The 13,748-nt window shown below is 47.9% G+C and carries 13 protein-coding genes; 5 read left to right on the top strand and 8 right to left on the bottom strand.

Translation table 11 applies throughout. The features are described 5' to 3' along the window. Positions 1 to 8: 8 nt before the first annotated feature. From Q4Q49_RS04155 to Q4Q49_RS04140, 4 genes are read right to left on the bottom strand one after another with little or no spacing between them, the layout of a single operon-like run. Positions 9 to 629 (bottom strand): NADH:ubiquinone reductase (Na(+)-transporting) subunit D, encoded by a 621-nt coding sequence (locus tag Q4Q49_RS04155; RefSeq protein WP_006080314.1) that lies wholly within the window; start codon positions 627 to 629, stop codon positions 9 to 11. Then, positions 626 to 1,432: a Na(+)-translocating NADH-quinone reductase subunit C gene (locus tag Q4Q49_RS04150; RefSeq protein WP_131523704.1), complete on the bottom strand. Its 807-nt coding sequence runs from the start codon at positions 1,430 to 1,432 to the stop codon at positions 626 to 628. The genes Q4Q49_RS04155 and Q4Q49_RS04150 overlap by 4 nt, the downstream gene beginning before the upstream one ends. Continuing rightward, a complete protein-coding gene (locus tag Q4Q49_RS04145) occupies positions 1,422 to 2,654 on the bottom strand; it encodes an NADH:ubiquinone reductase (Na(+)-transporting) subunit B (protein WP_028759366.1) in 1,233 nt (410 codons plus the stop codon). Before Q4Q49_RS04145 ends, Q4Q49_RS04150 begins: the two co-directional genes overlap by 11 nt. After that, a complete protein-coding gene (locus tag Q4Q49_RS04140; RefSeq protein ID WP_311905231.1) occupies positions 2,654 to 4,027 on the bottom strand; it encodes a Na(+)-translocating NADH-quinone reductase subunit A in 1,374 nt (457 codons plus the stop codon). The genes Q4Q49_RS04145 and Q4Q49_RS04140 overlap by 1 nt, the downstream gene beginning before the upstream one ends. Before the next feature lie 454 nt (positions 4,028 to 4,481). Between Q4Q49_RS04140 and Q4Q49_RS04135 the strand changes: the two genes are divergently transcribed. From Q4Q49_RS04135 to Q4Q49_RS04125, 3 genes are all read left to right on the top strand, one after another. Next, positions 4,482 to 5,522, top strand: a complete 1,041-nt coding sequence (locus tag Q4Q49_RS04135; RefSeq protein WP_311998707.1) for an NADP(H)-dependent aldo-keto reductase — start codon at positions 4,482 to 4,484, stop codon at positions 5,520 to 5,522. A gap of 354 nt (positions 5,523 to 5,876) precedes the next feature. Next, entirely contained in the window at positions 5,877 to 6,650 is a 774-nt protein-coding gene (gene ompV, locus Q4Q49_RS04130; protein WP_012090121.1) for an outer membrane protein OmpV, read from the top strand. A 21-nt stretch (positions 6,651 to 6,671) separates the two neighbouring features. Then, positions 6,672 to 7,130 carry a CC0125/CC1285 family lipoprotein gene (locus Q4Q49_RS04125; RefSeq protein ID WP_259559117.1) on the top strand — a complete coding sequence of 153 codons (459 nt, stop codon included), beginning with the start codon at positions 6,672 to 6,674 and terminating at the stop codon, positions 7,128 to 7,130. Positions 7,131 to 7,356: 226 nt separating this feature from the next. Here Q4Q49_RS04125 and Q4Q49_RS04120 read toward each other — a convergent pair whose 3' ends face one another. Genes Q4Q49_RS04120 through Q4Q49_RS04105 form a run of 4 tightly spaced genes read right to left on the bottom strand, consistent with a single transcriptional unit; the run spans position 7,357 to position 10,591 of the window. Continuing rightward, a complete protein-coding gene (locus tag Q4Q49_RS04120; RefSeq protein WP_311998706.1) occupies positions 7,357 to 8,655 on the bottom strand; it encodes an ATP-binding protein in 1,299 nt (432 codons plus the stop codon). After that, a complete protein-coding gene (locus Q4Q49_RS04115; protein WP_006080306.1) occupies positions 8,652 to 9,356 on the bottom strand; it encodes a response regulator transcription factor in 705 nt (234 codons plus the stop codon). The genes Q4Q49_RS04120 and Q4Q49_RS04115 overlap by 4 nt, the downstream gene beginning before the upstream one ends. A gap of 1 nt (position 9,357) precedes the next feature. After that, positions 9,358 to 9,741: a DUF3019 domain-containing protein gene (locus Q4Q49_RS04110; protein ID WP_006080305.1), complete on the bottom strand. Its 384-nt coding sequence runs from the start codon at positions 9,739 to 9,741 to the stop codon at positions 9,358 to 9,360. Between the two features lie 10 nt (positions 9,742 to 9,751). Further along, complete coding sequence (locus tag Q4Q49_RS04105) at positions 9,752 to 10,591, bottom strand: MipA/OmpV family protein (RefSeq protein ID WP_311998705.1); 840 nt, start codon at positions 10,589 to 10,591, stop codon at positions 9,752 to 9,754. Between the two features lie 460 nt (positions 10,592 to 11,051). On the opposite strand from Q4Q49_RS04105, the gene Q4Q49_RS04100 reads away from it, so the two are divergent. Both Q4Q49_RS04100 and Q4Q49_RS04095 read left to right on the top strand, forming a co-directional pair. After that, a complete protein-coding gene (locus Q4Q49_RS04100) occupies positions 11,052 to 11,348 on the top strand; it encodes a hypothetical protein (RefSeq protein ID WP_311905235.1) in 297 nt (98 codons plus the stop codon). Between the two features lie 54 nt (positions 11,349 to 11,402). Beyond that, positions 11,403 to 13,679, top strand: coding sequence for a TonB-dependent receptor (locus Q4Q49_RS04095; protein ID WP_311998704.1), 2,277 nt, complete (start codon positions 11,403 to 11,405; stop codon positions 13,677 to 13,679). The last annotated feature ends 69 nt before the right edge of the window (positions 13,680 to 13,748 follow it).

Genomic DNA, 13,748 nt, shown 5'->3' with positions numbered 1-13,748 from the left:
TCTGCTCCTTAACCCCGTTTCCGCTGGATCACATTGATAGTCCAGATCAGCACGCCAATCAGGAAGAAGGCGCTCGGTGGTAACTTGAACATTTCGTTTGGCAAGTACCAGCCGCCATTTTCAATGGTGGTAAACACGCTATGACCGAATAAATTGCCCGTTCCTAACAGCTCGCGTACAAAGGCAACACTGATCAAAATCAAGCCATAACCTGTCGCATTACCCAGCGCATCGACGACCGCTAAATGCGGTGGATACTTCATGGCGAAGGCCTCTGCACGGCCCATGATGATACAGTTAGTGATAATTAACCCAACGAATACAGAAAGTTGTTTAGATAACTCGTAGGCCACATCCTGCAGTACCATATCGACGATAATCACCAAAGAGGCGATAACCGTCATCTGGGCGATAATGCGCACACTGGTTGGGATAAAGTTACGGATGGCAGAGATAATCAGGTTGGAAAATACCAACACAAAGGTCACTGCCAGCGTCATCACCACAGCGGTTTGCATTGAGTTACTGACCGCCAGTGCCGAACATACGCCCAGCACTTGCATTGCGACGGGGTTATTGGCAAACACTGGCCCCGTTAACATGTCACGCATGGATAAAGTGTTGCTCATTTTGCCTCTCCCAACTCACCTTGCAATTCACCCTGCGCTGCCGACGCTTTCAGCTGGTTGAAGAAGGTTTGAAAACCTTCAACGCCAAACCAAAACTCCATTGCGCGCTGCACGCCGCGGCCCGTCATGGTCGCGCCACTCACCGCATCCACACCGTGAAGATCGCCTTCTTTAACGCCACCCTTTACAAGACGTATCGCAAATTTGCCTTTTTCATCAAATAATTGCTTACCCTTCCACAGCGATAACCAATGGGGATCGGTCACAAAGTCGCCGATACCAGGGGTTTCACCATGTTCGTACACGACTAGCCCTTTAATGGTGTTGAAATCGGGTTCAACCGCCACATAACCGTAGATCATCGACCACAGACCTTTGCCATAGAAAGGCACAACCACGCTGTCTAACTTGCCGTTGGCATCGAGCACTTTAAACACGCGGGCATCGTTCGCACGGGTTTTAATCTTGGCGATATCTTTTTTCGGTGCACTTGAAGTCTCAGGATTAATTGCCGCCATACGCTCATCGAAATCGAGGACGTTAGCGTCTGAGTCCACCTTACCTGTGTCTAGGTTGATCAATAACGGCTTAACAGATTTAGCAAAAATCTCTCTAAACTCATTGCCCTGACCTAAGTTCACATCGGCGGCCATCAACACATAGCGCTGCACTTCGTCACGTTTTTTGGCGACTTTACGTTCTTTCAATATGCCTGCTGTGCCTGTGATCATAAAAGAGCACAGGAGGCAGAGCGTGATGGTGAAGATCATGGTCCCCACCACAGTATCTTTCTTAAATACCATGACGTTTTAATCTCCGTTTGATGTTGGCGCGGGCCACCAGATAATCGAACAGCGGCGCCCAAAGGTTGGCGAACAGAATGGCTAACATCACGCCCTCAGGCATTTTGGGGTTAGCGACACGGATAAGCACTGTCATAAAACCAATCAAGGCACCGTAGGCAAACTTGCCTTGACGAGTGTACGAAGTGGTCACAGGATCGGTGGCCATAAACATCATTGCTAGCGCAAAACCGCCAGTGACAAGATGCCAAGTCCACGGCATTGCCATCATTTGATTGCTGCTAGAACCGATGTAATTACACAGCGTTGCTGTCGCTATCATGCCCAGCAACACACCGAGCACAATGCGCCAATCCGCTAAGCGGCTGATCAGCAATAATGAACCGCCGATCAAAATCGCTAAGGTGCTGGTTTCGCCAATCGCGCCCACGGTAAAGCCAAAAAAGTTGTTCCACCAGTTAGGATCGCTAAAGGCGCTAAACCAAGAGTAATCGGCAAAACTCAACTTGCCCGCTGCAGTTTGTGCCAGCGCTGTTGCACCAGAGAAACCATCAACGGCAACGAGCTGTTTAATGGTTGAAACTTCAGATGGATAGGCGAAGTAGATAAAAGCCAAGCCTGCCAGCGCAGGGTTAAGGAAGTTATATCCCATGCCGCCAAACAGCTCTTTAGCCACGACCACACCAAAGGAAATCCCCATGGCCACCAGCCACAACGGTGTTGATACTGGCAAGATTAAGGTAAACAGCAGGGCCGTCACGAAGAAGCCTTCGTGCAACTCTTGACCACGAACCCGCGCAAACACCACTTCCCAAAACAAACTGGTGAGCAGTGCTGTCAGGTAAATCGGCAGATAAAAACTAAGACCATAGAGGAATAAACCTAATATCCCAGTGTCTTGGCTAAGGCTGCCAAACAGGGTATTAAAGATTTCTAACTTCCAAATATCTGGCGTCGATAATCCGCCCGCGAGCGCAAGCTGTGCCTGTAGGCCAATGTTATATAGACCGAATAAAATGGCGGGCAGTAAACACAAACCGACTAGCGTCATGGTACGTTTCACGTCAATCGCGTCACGCACATGCACTTGGCCCTTAGTGCTACGACCATTGGCAATGACGAGTGAGCGCAAAAAGCCCTTCATCGACTTACCCGTTGCGTAGTACTCTTGTTGTAAATCAGAGGCGTCCTGTAAATCAGGTTTTTTCACTTGTTTGGTCATTAACCTTCCCTCTCAATAACATCTAGACAGGCACGTAATTCTTTACCAAAGTCATATTTGCCGGGACATACGAAGGTACACAGCGCCAGATCTTCTTCATCTAACTCCAATGCACCTAAGGCCTGCGCCTCGTCGGTATCACGCACCACTAAGTCTCGAACAAGCAAGGTGGGTAAAATATCCAGTGGCATCACGCGATCTAACTGACCAAAAGCCATCATGGCGCGAGCTGAACCGCCCTGATGAGTCGTAAACTCGAACAATTTAGTCGCACCAAACAGACGTGATGTTACAGCACGAGTGATGGAGAATTTGTCAGAACCTCCGCGCACCCAAGGGAGAACATGGTGCTGCGAATCTTCGCTCAACACTGACACTTGGTTGTGGAATCGGCCTAAAAAGTCATGTACGCCCGCCGCGGTATGGCCAGATAACACAGATCCCGATACCACGCGGTTATGGCCAGGTTTGATTTCATCACTCACTAAGGCACTTAGCTCAGCGCCCAATTGAGTGCGCAGTAAACGCGGGTTCAGCACGCTCGGGCCACCTAAGGCGACGATGCGGTCGGTATACAACTCACCGGTTTGGAATAACTTGCCGTAGGCAATCACATCTTGATAACCGATATGCCATACCTGACGCTCTAAACTCACTGGCAAGGTAAAGTGAATATGAGTGCCCACTAAACCCGCAGGATGAACACCATCAAAGCGGCGCACCTCAAGTTGTGGTAATGCTTCTTTAACAATCGCTTCGCCCTTATCCTGGCACAGGTAAACCTTGCCTTCGGTTAAACGGCTCAACACCAGCAAGCCAGCTTTAAAAGCCTCGGTTTGCTCGGCGATAATCAAACGGGGATCAGCGGCCAGTGGATTAGTATCGATAGCGGTAACGAAAATACCTGCTGGCGTGCTATCGAGCGCAGGCACGCGCGAGAAAGGCCTAGTACGCAGTGCAGTCCATAGACCGCTTTTCACTAATTGCGCCTGAACGGTTGACCTTGCTAAAGCGGCGATGTCTTGATGGATATCGAAGGAAATCTGCCCATCGCGGTTTTCACCGTCATCACAACGAATGACGACTGATTGTAGAATTCGACGCTCGCCGCGGTTAATTGCTACGACTTGGCCACTAGCAGGTGCAGTGAACAACACACCAGGCGTTTTTTTGTCTTCAAATAGGGCTTGGCCCTTTTGAACAAAATCACCCTCTTCGACCAACATCGTCGGCTTAAGCCCAACGAACTCTTCTCCCAGAACAGCCACTTGGGATGGCTTAGCACCGAGTTCAATGACCTGTCGCGGCTCACCAATAATCGGCAAGTCGAGGCCTTTTTTGATCGTTACAATTTGGTTTGAAAAATCTGCCATCACAAATATCAACCATGAAAAATTTTTAGATAAATTTAGGGTAGAGATTTGTTAACGCGGATTCCGATATTGGCGTCACATTCCGCTGCAAATTCGTAAGTTAGATACGTAAATTTACGCAATTTTGTGACACAGATTCACATCCTTACTTACTGTAATCTGCAAATGTAGTTTTATAACAATTTATTCATAAATACGTCATTACTGATTTAGTAGTACCTAAGGTTTACAAAAATAAGCAAAAATCTCCATTTCAGTGCAGTAAAGCGCTAAAACCGTTAAAAGAGCAACTCAGCGAACAAACTTCAACCAATGGCATGCCTCAAAATGGGGCAGGATGGCTAAACTTGCTGGCTATTTTTAGCGCACTAACATTTCAACCTATGGTTTAACCTTTGCTTTACAGCAAAAGCTTGGTAGCCTCAAACTAAGAGAGTTTCCGTAGGAGAAATAGATGGAATACAGACGCATACCGCATTCTAATCTTGAGGTCAGTAAAATTTGTTTGGGCACTATGACTTGGGGCGAACAAAATACCCAAGCCGAAGCGTTTGCACAGCTGGACTACGCCATAGGCAATGGCATCAACTTTATCGATACGGCGGAAATGTATCCCGTACCACCTAAGCCGGAAACACAAGGGGAAACCGAGCGTATTCTGGGGCAATATATCAAGGCACACGGCAACCGTGATGACCTAGTGATCGCCACTAAAATTGCCGCACCGGGGGGTAAAAGTGATTACATTCGCAAAAATATGGCGCTGGACTGGAACAACATCCACCAAGCGGTCGATGCATCTTTAGCACGCCTCCAAATAGACACTATCGACCTTTATCAAATCCATTGGCCTGACCGTAATACCAATTTCTTTGGTGAACTGCTTTACGATCAACAAGAGCATGAACATCAAACACCGATACTTGAAACCCTAGAAGCCCTCGCCGAAGTGATCCGCCAAGGTAAAGTGCGCTATATCGGGGTGTCGAACGAAACGCCTTGGGGCTTGATGAAGTACCTGCAACTGGCCGAAAAACATGGCTTGCCGCGTATTGTGAGTGTGCAAAATCCCTATAACTTGCTTAATCGCAGTTTCGAAGTCGGCATGAGCGAAATCAGTCACCGCGAAAACTTGCCATTACTGGCCTATTCGCCACTGGCCTTTGGCGCCTTGACGGGAAAATATTGCAACGACCAATGGCCTGAAGGCGCGCGCCTGACCTTGTTTAAGCGTTTCGCCCGCTATACAGGTTCGCAAATGGCTCTGGAGGCGACAAAAGCCTATGTCGATTTGGCCCGCGAGTTCAAACTCACGCCCGCACAAATGGCGTTAGCTTTTGTTAACTCACGTCAGTTTGTCGGCTCCAATATCATAGGCGCCACCGACTTATATCAACTGAAAGAAAACATCGACAGTTTAAAAGTCACCTTATCACCAGAGCTATTAGTGCGATTAAACCAACTGTCCGATCAATTTAGATTACCTTGTCCTTAGCCCCTAGGCTTAGTCGGCGAGTTGTTTGAATGACTGACCAATAGCATCGGGTCAAATCCCCCTGATGCTATTGATTTCAAATAGCTTTAGAGGCATAACTTTTTACCTTTATATCACCTCATCAATGCGCTCTCTCCTCCATTCAATCAAAAGCTACCTATTACCTAGTCTTCTTTATCTTATCCCTCCGGCTTAGCAAAAGGTCATCGTCTTCAGCTCCACGAGCTCACCAGCGCCAGGCTATGCGAGAAGGCTGCAATACATGGTCTAGGTTACATTCGGATACAGAGTCCTGTTAAGAACTGAAATATAGTGGCGCCACAGTCACTAGACAGATGTCTTAAGGATCAAAAAATGAAAAAACTTTGCTTTGTTATCACAAGTGTTTTGATGTCGAGCCACGCGCTTGCTGAAAGCAATACCTACATTCGTAACGGTAATATCTATAGTCATCAAGATCAGTTCTTTGCTGGCGCAGGTGTTGCTACTGGCAGTCAGTTTTATAAGGGTCAAGATCACCAAACAGGTATCTATCTCAATGGCGGCTACCACGGTGAGGACTTCAACGCCGATCTGTCCGGTATCAACTACCGCTTTTTAGGCACCAACGACAGTGCCGTTAACTTCAGCATTTTTGTGGTTGCCAATCCCGGCTTTGATGCCAATGACGCCGATATTTTAACGGGCATGAAGGATCGCAAATTCAGTGGCGATCTGGGTTTAAACGCCGACATTCATTTAGGCACAGGCACGTTATCAACCAAATTCCAACACGATGTAACAAATGTTTATGATGGTTTTCAAGCTGATATAACCTACTACCATCCAATAAATCTGGGCTTTGGGGATCTGGTGCCTTATGCGGGTGTGCACTATTTCAGTAAAGACTTCGCAAACTACTACACAGGTGTGACGTCATCTGAAGCCACGGCGCAGCGCCCTGCTTATCAAGCCGACGGCACCTTCGCATATAAGCTAGGTTACGCTTTGGTTATTCCAGTCACTAAGCATTTAGACATTACTCAAGCCACTGGTTACTCGCACATAGCTGCCAACATGGCTGACTCTCCGCTAATCGACAGTAGCAACCAGTGGGTTACTACCCTTGGCGTGAGCTATAGCTTCTAACTAACCTGACGAGACAAGACCATGACACCGATCAAAAAAACGTTTTTATGTGCTGGATTAGCTCTGATGCTTTCAGCTTGCGCCACTTCATACGATACCGAAAAGCAATTTTGGTCTTTCGGTAAAGGCTTTGAAACCGCACAGATTGCACCCGATAGCTGGCAGATAAGCTTTGTTGGCAATACCAACACTGACCGCGCATTGGCCCGAAAGTACGTCATGCGTAAATCGGCTGAGTTATGCAAACAGGCTGGTTATAGCTACTTCACTTTCACTCGCGAACAAACCGATCGTGATGCAGTGGGCCAATTGGGGGTAGGAAAGAACAGCAGTAACGACATTTTGTGGGGGAGTTCGACGATGAATCAAGAAACTTCTGTCATGGTCGAAGTCACAGGTTTACACAGCAAACCAGAAAATACGAACTCACGTATCTACGACACGGATTACATACTTAACAATGTCGATGTGAAAGGTTAATTGCGAATCAAACGAGCACCAGCCTAGCTCCTAGGCTGGTGCTGTTTTATCGCTACATCATGACATTGCTCGCTTTGCCTGATGGTTATTCAGCGTTACGCAGCCGATGAAAACAACTCTGCCCCCAGCGTTAAAATCCAGTCTTAAACTCTTGCTATAAACTCCGCTTTAAAATTCAGCCTTAAATTCCGGTCTAAATCTCCAGTCCGAAACTTCAGCGTTAAACTCAGCGTTTAATTTCAGCCTTGAATTTTAGTGACATGCGAGCGCCACCGAGCTCAGGAGAGCGTCCAATACGTAATGGGGAATTCATCCAACAGCCAATTCTGTCGACAATCGCCAATCCCATGCCATGACCGGAATTTCCACGACTGTGCTGACCTCGTACAAAAGGCTTAATCACCTGCGCAGACTCCAGTTCGTCTATGCCTGGACCGTCATCGTCAACGTGTAACCAGGTCGCGCCCTCCTCGACTGCCAACGTCAGCCGAATCTTTGCCTTACCAAAACGCAGCGCATTATTAAGCAAATTATTCACCTGCATTGATAAGTACTTAGGGTCTGTCTTGATATTGAGCGCTGTGGGATAGGGAACCAGTTCAACTGAAAAATCGGGGTACACTTGGCCTTGATACTTTTCCAGCAACCAAGTATTAAGCTCAATAGGTTGCCAATCAGGTTGGATATTCGCCTCATCGAGGCGGGCATAGCTGAGCAGTGTCATGACCAAGTCTTCCATCGTGTCTAGATCGCGGTTCAAGCGCTGGAAATACTTCACTCTGAGCTGTTCGCTTTGGGTTTCTTCCAGCGCCTCAATGCCAAATCTTAGCCGTGCGATCGGGGTTTTTAAATCGTGAGAAACAGCTCGACTGAGCAGTTTATTGTCATCGATCAATTGCTGAATACGATCCGCCATACGGTTGAATTCGCTTTCAATAGTACCTATGTACGACGTTTTTCTAACAGGAATTCGCTGCTGCAACTCCCCCATACCAAACGCTTGAGTCGCCTTACTGAGATTAACCAGTTGACGGATCAAGGGCGACACCCACACCAACAAAATCAGCACCACGCCGCCATAAAAAAGCATGGTATACAGCTTATTCAAGTCAAAGCTGACATCGGTGGGCGTGACGATATCGGTGTTAATGTTCAATACCTGCCCCGTTTTTGGCAGTAAATAATGCAAGGAGATGCCGTCATCGGACTCCAGCAGGAGTGATTCCCCAGCATAAAACGCGGTTTTTAGATCTGAGGGTAAAACGAAATCGGCTTCACTCGCTAAAGACAATTGCTCTGAATTTAGCTGGTTCCAGTTTGCGATAAAACTGTGATTGTTAACGCTATCGTTATCGAGCGTTTGCGCCAGTGTGCCGCCCAGCAGTTTTAATGCCGCAAGATGAGTGGCTGGGGTTTGCGTGTCATTATCAGGATCTAGCAGACTGGCAAACTCGCTTATCGACCAGCCTAAGCTGGCAATGGCCACCAGCACTACCAGCACCAGAGAAGTCATCAACTTCTTCATAAAGCTTGCTCACCTTCGTCGCGGCAAAAAAGGTATCCCTTGCCACGGATGGTTTTCACTTTATAGGGCTGACTCAACGCTTCCTGCAATTTTTTGCGTAAACGCGATATGCGAATATCAACCGAGCGATCTAGGCCGTCGTATTCAATGCCCCGCAGCTGAGCCACCAGTTCATTACGACTCACTATCGTGCCCGCCTTCAATGCTAGCAGCCACAACACATCGAACTCATTAGCATTCAAATCCAACGGCTGTTTATCGATAGTGACCGATTTTGCCGTCGCATTGAGTACCAGAGAATCAAACACTAACTGTTGTTTTTGCTCCTCATCACCCACGCGGCGTAACAGGGCCTTTATCCGCGCTAACAACACCTGTGGCCGGATCGGCTTTGTCAGGTAATCATCTGCCCCGACATCTAATCCGCGGATCTCATCCCCATCCTCAACACAAGCCGTCATAAATAGAATGGGCCCAGCATAAAATGCCCTCGCTTCCTTACAGACATCGAAACCATTCTTAACGGGTAACATCACGTCGAGTAACACTAAGTCAGGTATCTCTTCGGCTATCATCTCTAAGGCAAAATCGCCTTGGCTGGCAACCGTGACTTCGTAACCGTGATCCAGTAAATAGTCACTGATCCACTCTGCCAGCGAGATATCGTCTTCGACCACCAAGATGTGCTTTTCAACTGACATATTAGAATAACCTCCAACCTGACTGACTCTGTTTAGGGGCCTTATAAACCCAAGTCACCACCACTTTGACCTGCGCCAGTGGTTGCACGTCATCATTACGGATCAAACTAAAAGTCGCCGTTTTATCGCCTTCAAAACTATATTGGTATTCTTGCATGGCTTTGCCGCTCCAGCAGATTAGCTGGTGCTGGCGGTCAGTCAGTATGAGGCAGTACTCGCCGCTCGTCGGTGTTTGCCATCGAAACAACACATCTTGATAGCAAGTTTGCCCTTTATGGAGCGCAATGCAGCGCTCTGGGGTCGCAGTAAAAATCACCGAATCGTCCTGACCCCAAGCAAAAAAAGGCGCGTTCAGTAACACTAGCCATAAATAAAATCGCTTCATGCCCACGCTCCTAAAACACATAGCTGATAGAGGCATTAAAAAACGATGCATATCCGGCTTGATTGAAAGGGCTGTCGGTCACTTCTTGGGATAACACATTGAAGCGATACATGGCCCTAAATACAAAACTCTCGCTCAGCGGATAGGCAACACCGAGCTCCATGCCATAGCTAAAAGAACTGCTCGGGTGATATTCGGGAAAGCGTTCGGTCGCTTCTTCTTTACTGACACCAAAAAGATAGCGATTCAAGGTGGCTGATGAATAGCCTACGCTTCCCAAAACGTGAAAGTTCCAATTACGTACCTGCCAAGACTTACCCAATCTGGCAGAACTCTGAATACCTTGATCATCATAATAATCAGACACTAATCTGTACTGGAAAACGTAGTTATCGCCCCAATAACGCGTCGCACGAAAACCTGCGCCAATATAGAGCGAATCTTCCGATAGCAGATAAGCATTGCGGCCAGCTTCATCGAGTGTGCTGGGATCCACATCTGGGCGAGACCATGAACCTTGTAAGTTCGCCAGTAACAGATCAAAGGACCAATCCTCTGAACTCCAAAGATTAACCCCAAGATTAACCCCATCCTGAGATTGGTGGATCATCTCAACAAACATGCCTTTGTATTGATACATGCCACTGACCAACAGCGACAATTGCGCAGCGCCAGAATCGGTTTGCCGAACATCAATTTGATTGATCCCGTAAACACTCATACCCAGTTCAAAATCACCGCCATCGGCTAGGCGATTTGAACCTCCGTTGACACTGCTGGCAATATCCGACGCGGCAGCGGTACCGGAAAGCATGCTGAGCGTTAACACAAAAAAACAAAGAATACGCATGCCCATTTAATCCACATTTCTAGTCGTTATTTAGCGCTACATATTACAACAGTTTGTTAGTCTTTTTATCCGCCACTGCACAAGCCATTGCATTTTTGCGACGAAAATATCGTCAGATAGCAAGAACAGTCAGCAAAGCGCAAGGAAGTGAATTTAAGCGAGGGGGAAACTTCGCGCCTAATACGCTTATCCGCTGAATCGATTGAGGATGTAACTAAGGTCTTAAAACCTTCATCTTCGTCAATCCACATAAATTGAAATGATTAAAATCAATAATAAAAACAATTTAATAGATTAAATTATCCCATCATCGAAACCGATTAAACATTCTTTATTAACAAAGGTTAACTAGACCCAAGACTGACAATTCAAGTAGGGTCGGGTCACAAATTAGGATCAACTGTATCTCGCGCTCGACGACTGGTGCGACGCTAAGATAACTCTGACCCATAGAAGAATAATGACTCACTCAAGTTCCCCAACTCACAGAAAGTGGCTTTGGCTACTGCTCGGCGTGTGGCTGATTGTCATCCAATCGGTTGCGCTGTCGCATTCTGTTGAACACAGTTTGGAACATGAGCATGCCCACTGTTTCCTGTGCGATTTTGGTCATGAGCAAAATGCAGGTCCATCGTCTGTGCTTATGCCGCCGATGGGATTGCAGCAAGCTGAAAGCATCCCGCAGAAACCTTATCAACAACCGAGTTTACCTTGGTTACGCCACTTCAACGTGCGTGCACCGCCCTTACTGTCTTAAGCAAATTCAATCATTTAAAAAATCTATTTTTTGCTTATCTAAAGGAAAGGCACAATGAAACTTGCACTATCTTCAATAGCGCTAGCAGTGGCTGGCGTGTGTTCACCGGTTATGGCCGCTCAATTACAAGGTCAAGTGACCGATCTGCAAGGCGCACCTATCGCTGGCGCCCTTGTCAGTATCGACGGTGGGACGAGCACAACCACAAATCCTCAGGGCCAGTATCAATTAACTGTGGCCGACAATAGTCATATCCATCTCCACATTAGCAATGCCGATTTTAAGCATGTTGACAGGGATTTGCAGATAACCACTGGCGCGGTAACGCAGGATATTTCACTGACCAAAACGGCGATGGAGAACATTGTCGTGACCGCATCGCCGCTCGCCCGCTCTGCGCTCGAAAGCACTACGCCAATTAGTGTACTGACCGAAGATCAACTCAAGCTCAATATCGAACCGACGCTGGGTGACACCTTAGAAAAACTGCCCGGCGTTCAAGCCTCCCACTTTGGCGCGGGGGCGAGTCGCCCCATCATTCGCGGCATGGGCGGTCCTCGAGTACAAGTGCTTGAAAATGGCCTGTCTGTTGGTGATGCATCGACGGTATCGGCCGATCACGCGGTAACAGCAGAAGCCGCCTCGGCGCAGCAAATTGAGATCCTGCGCGGCCCAGGCACATTGCTTTACGGGAACGGCGCCATTGGCGGTGTGGTCAATGTGGTGGATAAACGCTACCACGAGAGCCCAGTCGATGAGCTGTCGGGGCAATTTGGCACTCGCTACGACACAGCCAGTAATGGCCGCACCTTTAACGGTGATATCGATGGCGGCAATGGTCAGTTCAATTGGCATGTAGATGGCACACATCGCATTACCGACGATGTCGATATTCCGGGAAATGCCATTGCCAATCTGCCCGAAACCCATGGAAAACTGGCGAACAGTAACCAAAAACTCGACGACTATGCCGCGGGTGTTGGTTATACCGGTGACACGGGATTTGTCAGCGTATCCGGCGCGCGCACTGAATCGAATTACGGTATTCCCGGCCGCGGCGAAGCCGATGCGCCCGATATCACCATAGATTTAAAGAAAACCGCATGGCAGCTGCACAGTGGTTTGTTAGATCCATTTGCTGGCTTCAGTAAACTGCGTTTTGATGCGGGCTATACCGATTATCAGCATGCTGAGGAAGAAGATGGGGTTGCCGGCACGACTTTCTTTAACAAGCAAAGTGAAGCGCGCTTAAGCCTTAACAATCGTCCTTGGGGTGAGTGGCAAGGCACTATGGGGCTGCATGCTGTGCACCGTGACTTTGCCGTTGAAGGTGAAGAAGCGCTAACGCCAGACAGCAAAACCGATACCTTAGCCGCCTTTATCGTGCAAGAACGTAAGGTCGGAGATTTTCGCTTCGAACTTGGCGGCCGCTTAGAGCATTACCGCTTAGCACCAGACAGCATGACGTTAGACACACTAAATGGCGAACAAAACTACCAAGCCGAAGACTTAGTCGATAATGATTTAACTGTATCGGCGGGCATGGTGTGGGACTTCGATCCCGCCTATAACTTAGGACTGTCGCTCACCCGCGCCCAACGCTCGGCCACCGCCGAAGAGCTTTACAGCTATGGTCCCCACGATGCCACCCAAAGCTTTGAGCTTGGTTCGCAGTTCAGCGTTGAAAATGGTCAAATCATCACTAACAGTGGCAATAACGATAAAGAGGTCGCCAACAATATCGACTTAACCCTGCGCAAATTAGAGGGTGCGTGGACAGGCTCATTGAGCATGGCCTACAACCGAGTCAATAATTTCTATTACGAGAAAAATACGGGCTTAATCGCCTCTGATATAGTCAACGGCGATGCTGAAGGTGATTTACCGGTTTACCAATACACCCAAGGCGATGCAGAGCTTTATTCCCTCGAGGCCCAAGCCAGTATCCCGTTCAACGATACTTGGTCATTGGATATGTTCAGCGATTACACCCGCGGCAAGTTGATCGATGGTGGTAACTTGCCACTTATTTCGCCCATGCGTATCGGTTCGACCTTAAACTTTGACCAACAACAATGGCACGCTGAAGTCGGCACAATTGGCTATGCTAAACAAACGGATACCGCCGAAAATGAAACCGAAACAGCAGGCTATGCGCTAGTGAATGCCGCCGTCACCTACCGTTTATATACTTCTGCGGGTGACATGCTGTTCTATGTCAAAGGCACGAATCTACTCGACCAAGACGCGCGGCCACACACCTCGTTACTTAAAGATTACGCTCCACTGATGGGACGCAACTTTATGTTAGGTGTCACCTATAACTTCTAAAAACAGGAGTTGTAAAAGACAATAAGTTAAGCCCAAAGCGAAGTCCTAGACTTCGCTTTTATTTTTCAA

It is taken from the genome of Shewanella sp. SP1S1-7, assembly GCF_031932105.1.
In the GTDB taxonomy this organism is placed as follows: Bacteria; Pseudomonadota; Gammaproteobacteria; order Enterobacterales; family Shewanellaceae; genus Shewanella; species Shewanella baltica.
Note: the sequence above shows the minus strand (reverse complement) of the source record. Positions and strands in the feature narration are given on the sequence as shown.

What these genes read in the sequence shown, in the direction of transcription:
- Q4Q49_RS04095 (WP_311998704.1), top strand. Translation starts at nt 11,403, where the DNA reads ATGAAACTTGCACTATCTTCAATAGCGCTAGCAGTGGCTGGCGTGTGT.
- ompV (WP_012090121.1), top strand. Translation starts at nt 5,877, where the DNA reads ATGAAAAAACTTTGCTTTGTTATCACAAGTGTTTTGATGTCGAGCCAC.
- Q4Q49_RS04100 (WP_311905235.1), top strand. Translation starts at nt 11,052, where the DNA reads ATGACTCACTCAAGTTCCCCAACTCACAGAAAGTGGCTTTGGCTACTG.
- Q4Q49_RS04105 (WP_311998705.1), bottom strand. Translation starts at nt 10,591, where the DNA reads ATGCGTATTCTTTGTTTTTTTGTGTTAACGCTCAGCATGCTTTCCGGT.
- Q4Q49_RS04135 (WP_311998707.1), top strand. Translation starts at nt 4,482, where the DNA reads ATGGAATACAGACGCATACCGCATTCTAATCTTGAGGTCAGTAAAATT.
- Q4Q49_RS04125 (WP_259559117.1), top strand. Translation starts at nt 6,672, where the DNA reads ATGACACCGATCAAAAAAACGTTTTTATGTGCTGGATTAGCTCTGATG.
- Q4Q49_RS04110 (WP_006080305.1), bottom strand. Translation starts at nt 9,741, where the DNA reads ATGAAGCGATTTTATTTATGGCTAGTGTTACTGAACGCGCCTTTTTTT.
- Q4Q49_RS04120 (WP_311998706.1), bottom strand. Translation starts at nt 8,655, where the DNA reads ATGAAGAAGTTGATGACTTCTCTGGTGCTGGTAGTGCTGGTGGCCATT.
- Q4Q49_RS04155 (WP_006080314.1), bottom strand. Translation starts at nt 629, where the DNA reads ATGAGCAACACTTTATCCATGCGTGACATGTTAACGGGGCCAGTGTTT.
- Q4Q49_RS04140 (WP_311905231.1), bottom strand. Translation starts at nt 4,027, where the DNA reads ATGGCAGATTTTTCAAACCAAATTGTAACGATCAAAAAAGGCCTCGAC.
- Q4Q49_RS04145 (WP_028759366.1), bottom strand. Translation starts at nt 2,654, where the DNA reads ATGACCAAACAAGTGAAAAAACCTGATTTACAGGACGCCTCTGATTTA.
- Q4Q49_RS04115 (WP_006080306.1), bottom strand. Translation starts at nt 9,356, where the DNA reads ATGTCAGTTGAAAAGCACATCTTGGTGGTCGAAGACGATATCTCGCTG.
- Q4Q49_RS04150 (WP_131523704.1), bottom strand. Translation starts at nt 1,432, where the DNA reads ATGGTATTTAAGAAAGATACTGTGGTGGGGACCATGATCTTCACCATC.